The sequence below is a fragment of the Paucibacter hankyongi genome (genome assembly GCF_037482915.1).
Lineage (GTDB): Bacteria > Pseudomonadota > Gammaproteobacteria > Burkholderiales > Burkholderiaceae_C > Paucibacter_A > Paucibacter_A hankyongi.
This window is the reverse complement of record NZ_JBBHJX010000001.1, coordinates 657,909-673,786: the sequence shown is the minus strand read 5'-3', so window position 1 is coordinate 673,786 and position 15,878 is coordinate 657,909. Positions and strand designations below refer to the sequence as shown.

General features: G+C 61.7%; 12 protein-coding genes. 8 read left to right on the top strand and 4 right to left on the bottom strand.

The window, feature by feature from the left end; translation table 11 throughout:
- Nucleotides 1-224: 224 nt before the first annotated feature.
- The gene (locus tag WG899_RS02885; RefSeq protein ID WP_339594103.1) at nucleotides 225-1,202 is read right to left on the bottom strand and encodes a GMP reductase; all 978 of its coding nucleotides are present in this window, start codon (nucleotides 1,200-1,202) and stop codon (nucleotides 225-227) included.
- Between the two features lie 269 nt (nucleotides 1,203-1,471).
- On the opposite strand from WG899_RS02885, the gene WG899_RS02880 reads away from it, so the two are divergent.
- Nucleotides 1,472-2,599, top strand: a complete 1,128-nt coding sequence (locus WG899_RS02880; RefSeq protein WP_339594102.1) for a beta-ketoacyl-ACP synthase III — start codon at nucleotides 1,472-1,474, stop codon at nucleotides 2,597-2,599.
- Nucleotides 2,600-2,611: 12 nt separating this feature from the next.
- Here WG899_RS02880 and WG899_RS02875 read toward each other — a convergent pair whose 3' ends face one another.
- Both WG899_RS02875 and WG899_RS02870 read right to left on the bottom strand, forming a co-directional pair.
- On the bottom strand, nucleotides 2,612-4,771 hold the full coding sequence (locus WG899_RS02875) for a diguanylate cyclase domain-containing protein (protein ID WP_339594101.1): 2,160 nt from the start codon (nucleotides 4,769-4,771) through the stop codon (nucleotides 2,612-2,614).
- An 83-nt stretch (nucleotides 4,772-4,854) separates the two neighbouring features.
- Nucleotides 4,855-7,188, bottom strand: a complete 2,334-nt coding sequence (locus WG899_RS02870) for a penicillin-binding protein 1A (protein WP_339594100.1) — start codon at nucleotides 7,186-7,188, stop codon at nucleotides 4,855-4,857.
- Between the two features lie 155 nt (nucleotides 7,189-7,343).
- Between WG899_RS02870 and WG899_RS02865 the strand changes: the two genes are divergently transcribed.
- The 5 genes from WG899_RS02865 (at nucleotide 7,344) to sbcB (ending at nucleotide 13,103) form a co-directional block, all read left to right on the top strand.
- Nucleotides 7,344-8,303, top strand: a complete 960-nt coding sequence (locus tag WG899_RS02865; RefSeq protein WP_339594099.1) for a Bug family tripartite tricarboxylate transporter substrate binding protein — start codon at nucleotides 7,344-7,346, stop codon at nucleotides 8,301-8,303.
- Nucleotides 8,304-8,559: 256 nt separating this feature from the next.
- Nucleotides 8,560-9,735, top strand: coding sequence for a sensor histidine kinase (locus WG899_RS02860; protein WP_339594098.1), 1,176 nt, complete (start codon nucleotides 8,560-8,562; stop codon nucleotides 9,733-9,735).
- Entirely contained in the window at nucleotides 9,732-10,757 is a 1,026-nt protein-coding gene (locus WG899_RS02855; protein WP_339594097.1) for a histidine kinase, read from the top strand. Before WG899_RS02860 ends, WG899_RS02855 begins: the two co-directional genes overlap by 4 nt.
- A gap of 19 nt (nucleotides 10,758-10,776) precedes the next feature.
- Complete coding sequence (locus tag WG899_RS02850; RefSeq protein WP_339594096.1) at nucleotides 10,777-11,601, top strand: LytR/AlgR family response regulator transcription factor; 825 nt, start codon at nucleotides 10,777-10,779, stop codon at nucleotides 11,599-11,601.
- Nucleotides 11,602-11,660: 59 nt separating this feature from the next.
- Complete coding sequence (gene sbcB / locus WG899_RS02845) at nucleotides 11,661-13,103, top strand: exodeoxyribonuclease I (protein WP_339594095.1); 1,443 nt, start codon at nucleotides 11,661-11,663, stop codon at nucleotides 13,101-13,103.
- Nucleotides 13,104-13,142: 39 nt separating this feature from the next.
- Here sbcB and WG899_RS02840 read toward each other — a convergent pair whose 3' ends face one another.
- A complete protein-coding gene (locus tag WG899_RS02840) occupies nucleotides 13,143-13,976 on the bottom strand; it encodes a substrate-binding periplasmic protein (RefSeq protein WP_339594094.1) in 834 nt (277 codons plus the stop codon).
- Nucleotides 13,977-14,254: 278 nt separating this feature from the next.
- On the opposite strand from WG899_RS02840, the gene WG899_RS02835 reads away from it, so the two are divergent.
- Together WG899_RS02835 and WG899_RS02830 are read left to right on the top strand one after the other, a co-directional pair.
- Nucleotides 14,255-14,686: a YybH family protein gene (locus tag WG899_RS02835; protein WP_339594093.1), complete on the top strand. Its 432-nt coding sequence runs from the start codon at nucleotides 14,255-14,257 to the stop codon at nucleotides 14,684-14,686.
- Between the two features lie 126 nt (nucleotides 14,687-14,812).
- Nucleotides 14,813-15,754: a GGDEF domain-containing protein gene (locus WG899_RS02830; protein ID WP_339594092.1), complete on the top strand. Its 942-nt coding sequence runs from the start codon at nucleotides 14,813-14,815 to the stop codon at nucleotides 15,752-15,754.
- Nucleotides 15,755-15,878: the final 124 nt, after the last annotated feature.

The following is a 15,878-nucleotide window of genomic DNA, read 5'->3' as shown; positions in this document are numbered from 1 at the left end:
CCCTCCTTTTGTTCTGCTTGCGCTCTTCGGCCAGCGTTAGTTGAGGCGGGAGTCTAAAAGCTGAAGTTGTGCGGCTGACGCACCGGCGGACATCTGCTCATCGGCATTCGGCAAAAGTTCGCGCTTGGCGCAAATTGCCATATGAATTGCTATATGACTTGCCATACGAGCCATGGGCCGCCGGCGTTTCGGCAGGGCTGAAACCCCGGCGGTACTCAGCTCAGTTACATGAACAAGTGTTCTCCGGCGTTTTCCCCGCCGAGCACCACATAGTTCACTTTGCGCAGATCGGCCAGGGTCTTGCCACCGGAGTAGGACACCGAACTTTGCAAGTCCTCTTGCATCTCGCGCAAGGTGTCGGCCAAGCGGCCTTTCACCGGCTCCAAGATGCGCTTGCCTTCCACATGCTTGTACTCGCCCTTGTTGAAGTCGCTGGCCGAGCCGTAGTACTCTTTGAAAAGCTTACCGTCGACCTCGACGGTGTTGCCGGGCGACTCTTCATGGCCGGCGAACAGCGAGCCAATCATCACCATGGCCGCACCAAAACGCATGCTCTTGGCGATGTCGCCGTGGTGGCGAATGCCACCGTCAGCCACGATGGGCTTGGTGGCCACACGCGCGCACCACTTCAGCGCGGAGAGCTGCCAGCCGCCGGTGCCAAAGCCGGTTTTCAAACGGGTGATGCAGACCTTGCCGGGGCCGATGCCGACCTTGGTGGCGTCCGCGCCCCAGTTCTCCAGGTCGATCACGCCCTCGGGCGTGCCCACATTGCCGGCAATCACGAATGCATCGGGCAGATGCTTCTTGATGTGGGCAATCATGCGCTGCACGCTGTCCGCATGGCCGTGGGCGATGTCGATGGTGATGTAGTCGGCGCCCACGCCTTCAGCGGCCAGCCGTTCGATGACGGCGTAATCGGCTTTTTGCACGCCCGAGCTGATCGAAACGAACAAGCCCTTGTCGCGCATGCTCTTGGCATAGGCCACCGCGTCGAGGTCGAAGCGGTGCATCACGTAGAAGTAGCCATTCGCGGCCAAGTATTCGGTGATGCGCTCGTCCACCACCGTTTTCATATTCGCCGGCACGGCCGGGAGCTTGAAACGACGGGGTCCGAATTGAACCGAGGTATCGCATTCGCTGCGGCTTTCCACACGGCACTTGCGTGGCAGCAGCAGGATGTTGTCGTAGTCAAAAATTTCCATGAGTCTTCGTCAGTTCGCAAAATCGAGGTGCGTTGATGCAGTGCACGCCCAAGGCTGCGAGCGCTTGACTTGGAAACCCGGTGATCTGTGAACCGCTGAAGCCATCCAGCCAGGGATGGGGCGGCACAAACAAAAAACCGGGCGCCAAAATTTGGGCCCGGTGGTTGATTCTACGCGAACGTCGTCGAATGCCAGCATATTTGTATGACGGTCGGCTGGATACACTTGCCAGCATGAATGAGCCGCCGAACGGCTCAAAGGAATATTGCATGTACTCAGTCGTCATCAGTGGCACCGGCCTGTATCAGCCGCCGCACGTCATCACCAATGCCGAATTGGTCGAAGCTTTCAACGCCTACGCCGATTTGCAGAATGCGCAGAACGCCGACGCGATCGCCGCCGGCACGCAAGTCGCGTTGACCCATTCCAGCGTGGAGTTCATCGAAAAGGCCTCCGGCATCAAACAGCGTTATGTGATCGAGAAGAGCGGTGTGCTGGATCCGACGCGCATGTACCCGCGCTTCACCGAGCGGCCCGATGAAGAGCTGTCTTTGATGGCCGAGATCGGCGTCGATGCCTGCAAAAAGGCGCTGGCCGCAGCGGGTAGACAAGCCAGCGATGTGGACGCGATTTTTTGCGCCAGCGCCAATATGCAGCGCGCCTATCCGGCCATGGCGGTTGAGATTCAAGCAGCGCTGGGCGCCGGTGGCTATGGCTTTGACATGAACGTGGCTTGTTCTTCGGCCACTTTTGCGCTGGAGCAGGCCTACAACGCGGTGCGCTCGGGCGCCAGCAAATGTGTGCTGGTCGTCAACCCCGAAATCACCTCGGCGCACCTGGAGTGGCGCGACCGGGATTGCCACTTCATCTTTGGTGATGTGTGCACGGCCATCGTGGTGGAACGTGCCGACCTGGCGGTTTCTGGCGATCAATGGGAGATCTTGGGCACCCATTTGGCCACCCAGTTCTCCAACAATATTCGCAACAACTTTGGTTTCTTGAACCGGGCTGAGGACAGCGATCCGCTGGCGCGTGACAAGACCTTCCGGCAAGAGGGCCGCAAGGTCTTCAAGGAAGTGGTGCCGATCGCCGCTGCCCATATCGAAGGGCATTTGGCCAAGCTGGAGCACCAACCCGCCGAGGTGCGCCGCTTCTGGTTGCATCAGGCCAATCTGGGCATGAATCAGCTGGTGATCAAAAAGCTGGTCGGTGATGCCGCCGCAGCCGGTTCGGACATTGCGCCTTTGATCTTGGATACCTATGCCAACACCGCCTCGGCCGGCTCCATCATCGCCTTCCACGAGCACCGCGCGGACTTGAAGCCGGGTGATTTGGGCGTGATCTGCTCTTTCGGTGCGGGTTATTCGGTGGGCAGCGTGGTGGTGAAGAAACGCTGAACCGGGTCAGGCTCAGTCCTGCGGAAAGTCGGTGGCCCGCTTTTTCATGCGGGCCTTGACCGCGTACATAGACGTGTCGGCCTGCATCATGCAGGCTGCCATCGGTTGCTCGTCAGAGCGGCGAATGGCATAGCCCAGGGCCGCGCTCGCGTGAGCCAAGTGACCGGCGGCCAACTCACGCGGCGTGTTCTGGCAGCGAAGCCGCAAGGCCTCCAGGTCTTGCTCGATCTGTGATTCGTCTCGCTGCGGGACGAGAAAGACGAACTCATCGCCGCCAATGCGATAGCTTGGCGCTTGCGGCCATTGGCTGCGCGCGCAATCGGCAAACAGCTGAATCAAGGCGTCACCCGCGGCGTGCCCCAAGCTGTCATTGACCCGCTTGAGATTGTTCATATCGGCCACCACCACCGCGACCGGATAGGCCAAGCGCTGCTGAGCGTCATCCAGCATCTGATTGAAGGCATTGCGGTTTTGGAAACCGGTCAAGGCGTCGGTGTACAGCAGATGCTCACGCTCGCGCAGGAACTGCGTCTTGGCTTTTTGCAGCACCAGCTTGCGCACGATGAAGATGGTCAGTCCCAAGAACAGCATCAAGGCCGTTAGCAGGGCCGCCACCATATAGGTAAGTTGCTTGTTCGCCTCGTTGTCGAGGCTGGGAACGGATTGCATCCCCAGGTACTTCATCTCCTCAAACTGGATCAAGGGAATGACCTTGTCCATGATCGCTGCCAACTCGGGCTGTTGGCGATTGACGCCAAAGTAGATGAAGGAGTCTTTGGAGGTATTGCCCCGCTTGACCAAATCGTTATAGCCCAGGCCGTTGATATAGAACTCGGCCACAGTGGGGTTTTCAATCAGATAGTCGGCGGCGCCGTCGCGCACCAGCTTGAGTGAGTCCTGAATGCTGGCGGTCTTGATGATGCGTGGGTTCTTCAAGTTCTTGCGCAGGTACTCTTCATGCCAAAAGCCGTCAATCACGGCCACGGTTTTGCCTTCCAAGCCGTAGACGTCTTGCACCTGACCGCTGCGCTTGAGCCCGATGATGATGTCGCGCTCGGTGCTGATGGCGTGTGGGAACAGGAAGAAGGGCAAACGGTCTTCAGTCTTGGCGAGGTTGAGCACATCGACTTCGCCTCGCTTGGCCTGCTCATACAGCTGCGCAAAGCTGCCGCTTTCAACCTTGAATCGAATGCCAACGATGTCGCCGATGCGCTGCAGCGTGGCGCCGGCAATGCCGAGGTATTCGCTGCCATGTGCGTAATCGAAGGGCAAATAGTCTTCGGCAACGCCGACCACGGCCGTACCTTTGGTCTCCAGCCAGTCCAGTTCTGCATCGCTGAAGCGCAGCACCTTTCGGCTGTAGTCGCGAGCGGCCTGTTTGGCCAGTGACTCGATGTGGGCTTGGCGTTGGTCCAAGTAGCGGTTGATGATCTGGGCCAGCATCAGCCGGTCTTTGAGCACCGCAAACGTCATGTCCGAAGTGATGGACCGAAGCTCGGCCACGATGGTCAAGCTGGGGTAGTCATGCAAGAACTCATGCTCGATCCCTCCGCCGGCCGTGACGAAGCTGTCGACTTCGCCCTTGGCCAAGGACTGGAGGCCCGCGGCTTGGTCTTCGAAGCTGACTTCCTTGAAACGGATATTGGGAAACTCTTTGGGCAGCTGCTCAATGACAAAGTCATTGGCGAGAAAGCCGATGCGCCGACCATCCAGATCGCCCAAGGTTTGCACCGAGGCATCCCGCCGCGCAAACACGGTGTAGGGATAGCGCTGCGCAGCCCGCGTGAACTGCATGATTTTTTCGCGCTCGGGCGTGACGTTAGCGCCATACAGAACGTCGATCTTTCCCTGCAAAAAGCGCGTGTAGGCGTCGTCCCAATTCCGCACCTCGGCCGGTACCAGTTGCAGGCCGAGCTGCTGCTTCATGTCCTGCAGCAAGGCCGGCAGCAGGCCCAGCTTTTTGCCGCGCAGCGAGAAGCTGTCCATTCCTGAGAACGGGTCAAAGCCCACGGTCAAGCTTTGTCGGCGGTGCGCCTCCACCCAGGCACTCTCTTGCGCATTGAGCTCTATCGCGTAGGCGGCCTGGGCCCAAAGCAGTGGCCCCAGGCCGATCAACAGCCACTGCAGCAACTGGCGAAACAAGACAAGCAAGAGACGGCGACTGAGGTTCAAGGTTTGATCCTGATAGGGCGCTTCGGTTCGGTGGCCGATGCTAGCGGACAAGCCTCTGGATGTCCTCAGAAGAAATCTGGATCTCAACGCGATAGAGGTGTGGCGCTTGATGCTGCGGGGCTCAAGTTCGGCGGTATTGCCGGGGTTGTGCCCACGGCTGGGGAGGGGAGGCCCGCTTGACCCGATCCCGCAGAGTTGCCGGCCTCCAGACCCAAAGTTCTGATGCCGGCATCGCCCGCAAACTCCTCAAAGCTCCAGTCACCGCCGCTGTGCACCAGGCCGTCCACCGGTGTGAGTTCGCGCACCGGCTGATTTCTCAGGGCGACGCTCATGTAGTCGATCCAGACCGGCAGGGCCAGGCCGCCGCCGGTTTCTCGGTCACCGAGTGGCCGCGGTTGGTCGTAGCCAATCCAGACTACCGCAGCCAAGCCTGGTTGGAAGCCCGCGAACCAGGCATCGACCGCGTCATTGGTGGTGCCGGTCTTGCCGTAAAGGTCGGGGCGTTTCAAGGTGGCCTGAGCGCGCGCGGCGGTGCCGCTGCGGGCGACTTCCTGCAGCAAACTGCTGGTCAAAAAGGCGTTGCGGGCGGAGATGGCGCGGTTCTCTTCGGTGGGGCCGGCTTCGGCGGCCTGGAACAGCACGCTGCCCTTGCTGTCGACGATGCGCGAGATCACCACCGGCGCCAGTCGGTGGCCGCCATTGGCAAAGACGGCGTAGGCGCTGGCCATCTGCAGCGGCGTCACGCTGCCCGATCCTAGGGCCAGGGTCAGGTTGTCGGGTTGCTTGTCAATGTCGAGGCCGAACTGTGCGGCCCAGGCGCGCGCCTTGGCCGGGCCAATCAGCTCCATCAGGCGAATGGTGACCATGTTTTTTGAACGCGCCAACGCTTGGCGCACAGTCATCGGTCCGTCGAAGCTGCCGTCGTAGTTTTTGGGCTCCCAGTCACCACGAACAAAGGGGGCGTCATTGACCAGTGTTTGCGGCGAAACCCCTTGCTCCAAGGCGGCGGAGTAGACCAGCGGCTTGAAGCTGGAGCCCGGTTGCCGCCAGGCTTGCGTGACGTGGTTGAACTGGTTTTTGCTGAAGTCAAATCCACCCACCAGCGCATGGACGCGCCCGGTGCTGGGCTCCAAGGCGACCATGGCACCTTCGGCTTCGGGCAACTGGACCAAGGCCCACGCACCTTTGGGCTCGGCTTTGCTGGCAGGGCCTCGCATGACGCGCACGATCGCGCCACGGCGGATGCGTAGGCCCTCTTTGGCCTTGTCGGACAACAAGGCTTGCACCTGGCGCAGATTGTCAGCACTGATCGTCAGGTCTTCGCCGCTTTGCAGGCTGGCCTGCAGCTGGCCCTTGTTGACCTCGGTGACCACCGCCGCGCGCAACTCGTCCAGATCGGGGTGGTCTGCCAGGGCTTGGGCTATGGCTGCGTCTTGCTCGGCGGCGTCTTTGGGCAACTCGACATAGCCTTCGGGGCCGCGGTAGGGCTTGCGCCGCTCCAGGTCCAAGAGGCTGCGACGCAAGGCCTTGTAGGCGGCGGTTTGCTCGGCGGAAATCAAGGTGGTGTAGACCTTCAGTCCGCGGGTGTAGGCCTCATCGCCGAACTGCGCATGCACGACCTGACGCGCCATTTCGGCGGCATATTCGGCGTGCAGTCGGCTGTCTTGCGCGCTTCGGATGTGCAGTTCTTGGGCGCGGGCCGCATCGGCTTGCGCCTGCGTGATCACTTCCAGCTCAAGCATGCGGTTCAGCACCACCCCCTGGCGGCGCTTGGCGCGGTCCAGGTTGACCACCGGGTTGGCATAGGCCGGGTTTGGCGGCAGGCCGGCAAGCAAGGCGGTTTCGGCCAAGTTCAGCTGCTTGAGCGACTTGCCAAAGTAAATGTCGGCGGCGGCCTCGAAGCCATAAGCGCGTTGGCCGAGGTAGATCTGGTTCATATAGATTTCCAGAATCTGCTGCTTGCTCAACTGGCTTTCCATCTTCATGGCCAGCAGCACCTCGACAAACTTGCGGGTGTAGACCTTCTTCTTGGTCAGATAGACGGTGCGGGCCAATTGCTGTGTGATGGTGGAGCCACCTTGGCTGCGTGGCCGAAACAAATTGGCCAGCACGGCGCGCGCCACGCCCTGCAGGTAAATCCCGCTGTGCTCGTAAAACTTGTGGTCTTCGATGGCCAGCAAGGCATCTTGCATTTGCTGGGGAATTTGCTCGAGCGGCAGGTATTTACGGCGCTCGGCGCCGTACTCGCCCATCAAGACTTCATCCGCGGTGTAGACCCGCAGTGGTTGCTTGGGTTGATAGTCGCTCAGCTCGGCAATATCGGGCAGCGTGGGATAGACCAAGACGGTGGCCACGCCCAGCAACAGGACGAGCACACACAGCGCCGCGGCGCTCAACATCAGCAGTTTTTTCTTCAAGTGCGGTCTCGCGCCAATGGGCTGGCTGAAAAGTGGTGTGAGTGAGGGTGCGCAAAGCTGCGATTATGGCGGCCTGTGCCCGCGGCGCTCGGGGCTTCGCGCAAGGTCTGAATGGCTGGCCCCGCGGTATCAAATTTCGGAGTTTGAAGAAAACCATGCAACGCAGAGCTTTGTTAGGCGCCGGTTTGGCCGCCCCGCTTGTTTCCAATCTGGCCGCCCAGGAGCGCTTCCCCTCCAGGCCCATCACTTTGATCTGTCCTTGGCCGGCCGGCGGTGCCAGTGATGCCGTGATGCGGGCCTTTGGCGACAGCGCTTCAAGGACCCTGGGTGTGCCCGTGATCGTCGAAAACCGTGCTGGTGTGGGCGGCACCCTGGGCGCCACGCAGATGATGCTGGCCAAGCCAGATGGCTACACCGTGACCCAGTTGCCGCTGGCGGTTTACCGGCTGCCGCATATGCAGAAGATGGCCTTCGATCCGGTCAAAGACCTGACCCATATCGTCGGTTTGAGCGGCTACACCTTTGGCTTGGCTGCCACCCTGGATGCGCCGTTCAAGACCTTGAAGGAAATGGTCGCCTGGGCACGTGCCAATCCGGGGCGGCTGACTTATGGTCATACAGGGACCGGCACAACCCCGCATCTGGCCTTTGAGGAGTTTGCCGAATTGGCCGGTTTCAAAGCCCAGGATGTGCCCTTCAAGGGCTCGGCCGAGATCACGCAAGCCATCTTGGGCGGGCATATTCCTTTGATGTGCGGCACGCTGGAGTTTGTGCCGCATGTGCGCGCCGGCAAGCTGCGCTTTTTGGCCACCTTGAGTCGTGAACGTTACAAGGCCTTCCCGGAGGTGCCGACCGTCAAAGAAAGCGGCTGGGACACGATTTGCGATTCACCTTTTGGCATCGGTGGCCCCAAGGGCATGGACCCTGCGGTAGTGCGGGTGCTGCATGCGGCATTTAAAAAGACGCTGGAGGATCCCAAGGTGCAAGAAACCTTGGAGAAGTTCTATCAGCCCGCGCTCTATATGAGCACCGAGGATTACGGCCGTTATGCGCAGCGCGCGTTTGAGGCCGAGCGTGCGACGATAGCGCGCATGGGCTTGAGTAAAAAGAGTTGAGGCCTAATGGGCGCCGGTTTCAGGGCCGGACTCTGCGCTTGCACCTGGACCACCACAAGGCTTTGGATAGTTCAGCCCGGGACGGGCCTGTTTCGTCGCCACCTGGCCGGTTTGGTCGCCTGCTGCTGGTCGCCGCGGCCTGGCCGCCCAACAATGCTGCAGGCTCCAATAGTTTTGGGGCCACAGGCGGCTGGTGCGGAGGGATTCAAGTGAAGGCTTCGATTGCGGTATTGCGGCCAGCGCGGGGCCTTGCTCGATGAGCCTGGCTCTCCCTCCGCGCCAGGCGATGCGCGCGGCGTTCTTTTCGGTGATGAATTTGCGTGTGGTCGCGGCCATGCTGGGGCTGGGCATGCTGATCGCTGTGGCGCGCGGCCTGACCTGGTTTCTGAGTGACGCTGACGCCGATCTGTGGCAGCGTGCCGGCGCCTTTCTTCGCCTGCTGCCCTTGGGCTTGTTGCCGGTGTTCGGCCTGCTGGTGGCCGCGGCGATCACCGAGGCCTTGTTGGCGTGGCGCCGCACTTTGTGGCCCGAACGTCGCCATGAATGGGCGTGGCGTGGGCTGGCGCTTGTACTGGCCACCGCCCTGGCGCTGTTCCTTCGACATGGCCTGTTGCAGCTGATCTGGGGGCCGCAGCCTTTTTATTGGGGGTTTTTCTTCAGCCGTTTGGCGCTCTACAGCCTTTTTGCGGGGCTAGCCTATGCCTTGCTGCGGCTGCTGATCGACGAGGGCGCCACGCAGCAACGCCTTGCCCAAGCCCGGGGTCAGCGTGAAGCGCTGCGTACCCAGCAGATGGAAGCGCAGATGCAGGTATTGAACGCTCAGATCGAGCCGCACTTTCTGTTCAATAGCCTAGCGACCGCGCGCCGTCTGCTGGAAACGACGCCCGGCCGGGGCCGCGAGATGCTGTCCAGTCTGATTGCCTATTTGCAGGCGGCGCTGCCCGCTATGCGCGAGTCGCAAAGCAGTCTGGCCCAGGAATTGGATTTGGTGCGCAACTACCTGCGCATCCTGCAGATGCGCATGGGCGAGCGGCTTCGCTTTGACATCGAGGCCGACCCCGCTTTGCGTGAATTGATGCTGCCGCCCTTGGTCTTGGCGACCTTGGTGGAAAACGCTATCAAGCATGGTGTGGGCCCCTTGCCGGAGGGCGGAACGATCAAGATCCTCGCCCGGCTGCACCACGCGGGTGGCCGCGGGCGCGAGGCGGTGCTGGATGTGCAGGACAGCGGTTGCGGATTCGGCCAAGGTCAGACCTTGCATGGCGCGGCCGGCACCGGCGTGGGTCTGGCCAATACCAAGGCGCGACTGCAGGCCTTTTTTGGGCCGCAGGCCGCTTTGGAGCTAGAACCGGTTCAGCCGCATGGCTTGTTGGTGCGCTTGCGTTGCCCGCTGCCGATGGATTGGCCCGCTAGGGCGGAGAGGTCGGCATGATGGCCCATGTTTGGACCAGTTGGCGCTCCTGGCGTTGGCGAGAACTCGGCCTCTTGCTGCTCTTTGTGCTTTTTCTGGGCGTCGAGGATCTGGGACCCTTGGTCGACTTCGGCGACGAGTCCCGGCCCTTGGTGTTCATCCTCCTGCATTGGATGCAGCTCTTGTTCCTGGCGCTGGTCTTTTTCTTGTTCTGGTTGCCTGCCGACCGTAGCGCGCCGGACCACCCCTTGCGACTGCTTCGTTTGATTGGGGCTTCCCTGCTGGGGGCGGGCATGGGCGCCTTGCTACTGCAAGGGCTGATGCTCCTGATGCCTTGGCCCGATATGCTGCAAGCGCAATGCGAGCCTTGTGCCATCTCGCTGATGCTGGCACCTAGCTGGCGCCAAATGTTGGGCATGGCCTTGCTGAGTTGGGTCACCGGCGGATTGATGGCGGCCTTGTTGGAGATGTTGGCGCGGCGCAGCCGGCAGCAGGCGGCCTTGCGACAAATACAGGACGAGCAGGGGCGGCTAGCGCAAGCCGCCGTGGCGTCGCGCCTGGCGACTTTGCAGGCCCAGCTTGATCCGCAGTTTTTGTTTGAGGCTTTGGTGTGTCTTGAGCGGGGTTATGCCAGTGACGAGCCCACGCAGGTGACACTGGCCAGCCACCAGATGACCTGTTTGATCGACTATTTGCGGCAGGCCTTGCCACGCTTGCGTGAGCGCGGCAGCCTGCTGTCTCAGGAGTTCGAGTTGCTGCGCAGCTACATAGCCCTGCAAGATGCGCTGCAGCAGCGGCACACCAGCTTTGTGCAGGAGGGGCCCGCCGAGGCGGTAGCCTTGCGCGTCCCCGCGGGTCGTTTGCTGCCGCTCTTACAAGGCATGCTTGCCGATTGCGCGGGCACCGCAGCGACGCCCCGTCTTGTCAAACTGACGCTGCGGCCGGCGATTGACGTGCAGTCGCTGCAGCTGAGCCTGGCCTTGAGTCAGGGGCCCGGTCAGCCCGATGTGACGCGGCAACTCGAGCTGCCTGTGCTGACTTGAACATTTCTGAACACTTGAAATGGAAGCGAAGACGATGAAAGCCAGCGTGCGCGCCGTGGTGGCCGAAGATGAGCTGACCTTGCGGCAGGAGTTGATCGAGCGCTTGGCGCAGCTCTGGCCGGACTTGCAAATCGTCGGCGAGGCGCCGGACGGGATCGCCGCCTTGCGACTGGTGGCCGAACAAGACCCCGACCTGGTGTTTCTGGACATTCACATGCCCGGCGTCACAGGTTTGGAGGTGGCCCAGCAACTCGCGGCACAGGGGTCGCGGGCGCACATCGTGTTTGTGACCGCCTATGACCAGCATGCGATCGAGGCCTTTGAGGCCGGGGCCATCGACTATCTGCTCAAGCCGCTGTCGGTGCCGCGACTGTTCACCACCATCACAAGGCTGAAGCAACGCATGCAAGCGGGGGCGGGGGGCGGCCTAAGCGCGGCAGGCTTGGGTCGCCTGCCAGAGCCCGCTCCAGCGGTTGCGGCAGCTGTTTCAGTTGGCGCAGACGAGTTTGTCAAGCGCCCACCGCTTCGGTGGATCAATGCCTCGGTCGGCCAGAGTTTGAGGCTCTTGATGGTGGACGAGGTGCTGTACTTTCAATCCGACACCAAATACACCCGCGTGGTGCTGCGTGATGCCGAAGCGCTGATCCGCAAGCCCTTGAAGGAGTTGTTGGAGGAACTCGACCCGCAGCAGTTCTGGCAGATTCACCGCGCCACCTTGGTCAATGTGGCGGCCATTGCGGCAGCCTCGCGCGACTTTCGCGGCCGCCTGCATCTGAAGTTGAAGGAGCGGCCCGAGTCGCTGCTGGTGGCCGAAAGCTACACGCATCTATTCAAGCAGATGTAGCCGTGTCTTGAAGGGGATGGCGCGGGCTGAGCTGCGCTTGATGCGGTATCGTGCCGACCATGAACGAGATGACATTTTTTTGGCACGACTACGAAACCTTCGGCCGCGTGCCACGCCGAGATCGGCCGGCTCAGTTTGCCGGCCTGCGCACCGATGCGGACCTGAATGAAATCGGCGAAGCGGTGATGCTTTACTGCCAGCCGGCGCCTGACTTCCTGCCCGACCCCGAGGCTTGCTTGCTGACCGGCATCCTGCCGCAAAGCTGTTTGGAGCAAGGTGTGGCCGAGCATCAATTCGCCGCGGCGATCGAAGCGGCTTTGGCCGAGCCCGGCACGGTCGGCGTGGGCTACAACTCGATCCGTTTTGACGATGAGGTCACGCGACATCTGTTCTGGCGCAACTTGATCGACCCCTATGCGCGCGAATGGCAAAACGAATGCGGGCGCTGGGACATCTTGGATGTGGTGCGCTGCGCCTATGCGCTGCGTCCGGAGGGCATTCAATGGCCCACGCATGAGGATGGCCGCCCGTCCTTCAAACTTGAACATCTGACCGTCGCCAATGGCTTGGTCCATGAGGCCGCGCACGACGCGCTCAGCGATGTGCGCGCCACCATCGCCTTGGCGCGCTTGCTGAAGACGGCACAACCGAAGTTGTTCGAGTTCTGCTTGAAGCTGCGCAAAAAGGACGCGGTCTGGGCCGAGATCGGCGTGGGGCGACCCTTCTTGCATATCTCCGGCATGTACGGCCCCGAGCGTGGTTGCCTCGCCTTGGTATGGCCCCTGGCACCGCATCCGAGCAATAAGAACGAGCTGATCGTGTGGGACTTGGCCTGCGATCCGACCGAATTGCTGACCCTGAACGCGGCCGAGATTCGCGCCCGTCTGTTCGTCAAGCAAGAGGACTTGCCGGAGGGGCAGAGCCGGCTGCCGATCAAGACCATCCACATCAACAAGTCCCCGGTGGTGATCGGGAACTTGAAGACGCTCAGCCCCGCCATGGCCGAACGCTGGGGTCTGGACCTGGCGCAGGGCATGCAGCATGCGCAGACCTTGATGGAGCGCGGCCGCTTATTGGATGGTTTGTGGGGTGATGTGTTCAAACGCGACAAGCCCAGCGCTGCGCCCGATGTGGACGAGGACCTGTATGGCGGCTTCATTGGCCCTGATGACCGCCGAGCCCTGCAGCGCCTGCGTGCGATGAGCCCCGAGCAGATGGCTCAGCGTGCGGCGGAGGGGAGGCTGGTCTTCGCCGATGCACGCTTGGATGAATTGGTGTTCCGTTTCCGAGCCCGCAACTGGCCAGATAGTTTGAGTGACACCGAGCAGCAGCGCTGGCAAGCGCATTGCGGCGCGCGCCTGCATGAGGGCGAGGGTGGGGCACAAACGCTGGCGGCGTTTTTTGACCAAATCGATCAACTCAACGATTCGGCCGATGAGCGCGGCCAAGACATCCTCGCGGCCTTGTACGACTACGCCGAACAAATCGCGCCGATGGTGTGAATCCCCGCGTCAGGGCGGTGCAACGGGGGCGACAGGGCCCTATATCCAGTAGGCGCTGCGTTTGAGGATCATGGCCAGTTCGCCGCTGTCGCGCAGTTCGCTCAAACCGCGATTGACTTTGCCCAGCAGGGCCGAAAAGTCTGGGCGATTGCGCGTCAGTGCCATATGCAGCGGCATGTCGGCAACGGCGGGCTCCAGCCACTGAAAGCGCGGCGCGGCCTCGCGCAGTTGGGTTTGCAGCAAATGGAAAGCCACACCCTTGTCGATCAAGACCAGATCGATTCGGCCCGCCAGCAGTTTGCGCAGATTGGTTGCATCATCGATTGCTAAGTCGGTGGTGAAGCCGATCTGCTCAAAGCGCGGCGGGTTGGCGTAGCCGCGCACGGTGCCGATGCGCAAGCCCGCTATTTGACTCAGTCGGCTCAGGTCATCCACCACGATTGCATTGCCGGCGCGTGCCATGAAGCCGATGCGGTTGCTCACGCCCAGCGCTTGGGTATAGGCAAGGTAACGCTCTCGGCTGGGCTCGAACCAGACACCGAGAATGCCGTCCGACTCGCCCCGTTCGGTCTCCGCAATCACGCGGGCCCAGGGCCTGAACAAGACCTCGGCGGCGATGCCGGCACGCTCCAGCGCGGCACGGCCGATGGCCAAAGCCGCACCGCCATCGCCGCTTGTGCTGCTCATATAAGGCGCGTATTCGGTCGTTAACAAACGCAGCGGGGCGCTGCTGCGTGGCGTGGCGGCCGCACTCGTGGCGCGTGAGTTTTCAGAGGGGATGGGCGGAGGCTCGGCCCGCTCGGTTGCCGCGCCGCTACGCCAGCTCAGTGAGGCTGCGGCCAAGGTCAACAAGGTGTTGCGGCGTGAGGGCATGACTGAAGAGGCGTGGGTTGGGCTCGTTCGGCATCCCGTCCAACAGTCCGGCGAATGCCTCGACAGCATATCTGCGGATTGATGTCCCCGTGGGCTTGGGGTAGTCTTGCTTTGAAGAGATATCGGGAGGCAGGAAATGGCCGCACAAGATGCAGAGTGAATCCAACGGGGCCCATCCCTCAAACATGCGCCGCACTGCCTGCTTTGGGCTTCTTGCCTTCTTGTGTTGGGCCGCAACGTCAGTTTTTGCGGCGCCGGTGATCCAGGGAACTTCGCGCATGTCTGATCAGCAAACTTGGCAGGCCCAGGTTACCGAGGCCGAATGTGGCTTTGCCGCCAGCATGGTCCAGCGTGATTTGCAGGCCTTTGAGCGATATCTGGGCGAGCATGCCTTGTTCTTTGGTGGAGAGCAGGTCTTGAGCGGCCGTGCCGCCGTGGTGGATGGCTGGCGAGCCTTTTTCCAAGGAACTTCGGCGCCCTTCAGCTGGGCGCCGGATCAGGTGGTTGTGGCGGCCGATGGCAGCCTTGCGCACTCCAGTGGCCTGGTGCGTGGTCCCAAAGGGGACGCAATCGGGCGTTTCAATTCGGTGTGGCGCCAAGAGGCGCCGGGGCTTTGGCGTGTGGTGGTCGATCGGGGCAGCGCCTTGAGCGAAGCCGAAAAATTGGCGGCCGGCATGCTCACGCCCGCGCCTTGCGCGCAGGAAAAATGAGGCGCCCAACGTGCGTGGAAGAATAGGACAGGTTTCGGCGATCAGTTCGGGGTATCCATACCGAGCTGAACCGGTTACACCTGCGATAGTGAACAATCGGTGAGCCCACCGACAAAGGAGTAGCAGATGCAAGCCAAGTCAGAAGTCAACGCCGATGATGCGGGCGAGGTGATTGCCGCCCGTATGCGGGCCTTGATGGTGCGCGCGCCGATGGCGGTCGGGTTCGTCAAGGACGGTCGCTTCGAATTGGTCAGCGAGCATTTCAACCACTTGTTCGGCCATGGTGACGAGACCGATCTGGTCGGCCAAGCCGCCCGGGTGGTCTATGTCTCTGATGCTGCGCAACAGTCGGTGCAAGAGCGTATGAGTGCTGCGTTTTTGAGCGGTAAACCCTTGGACGACGAGTTTGAGTATGTGCGCCGCGATGGCAGCCGCTTTTGGGGCCGCTTGCAGGCCACGCCGGTGCATTGGGATACACCGGCCGGCGAGTCGCTCTGGCTGCTCGATGATGTGACGCTGGCGCGCCAGCAGCGCATGCAGCCGACCTGGACGGCCAAGCATGATTCGCTGACCGAGTTGGCCAATCGGCGCGAATTTGAACGCCGCTTGGCCGAGCACGTCGGCAGCCGCCGCCATGAGCCGGTGTCGGTGCTGTGGGTGGATGTGGACAAGTTCACCGAGGTGGTGGCGGCCATGGGCGGCGAGGTTGGCGACCATTTTCTCTACGGCTTGGGCCAGTTGCTGATGACCAAGGTGCGCGCCTCCGATCTGGTGGCGCGGCTGGAAAACGATCATTTCGCGGTGCTGCTGCCCAACTGCGACCAGCATTACGCCGAAATCGTGGCCGAAAAGATGCGCGCCGGCATCGCCGCCTATCGCTTGCGCTGGGGCTTGCATCGCACCCGTGTGAAGGCCTGTGTCGGGGTCGTACAGATCCAGTCGACGCTGGAAACCGTAGACGCCGTGATCGGCGCCGCTGAGTTGGCCTGTACCGAGGCCAAGGCGGCCGGTGGCGACAGTGTGCGCGTTTTTATCTCGGCCGGCGGATACGAGGAATTGGCCGGTTGATGCGTCTGGTGCGGGCATGGATGGACGCGCGCTCAAGGGGTAAACCCGCAATGCGTGAGGAAATGACGGGATAAAGCCCTTCTTTTCTAAAGTTCTGGCGCCGACTGCCGATGACCTGGGAACA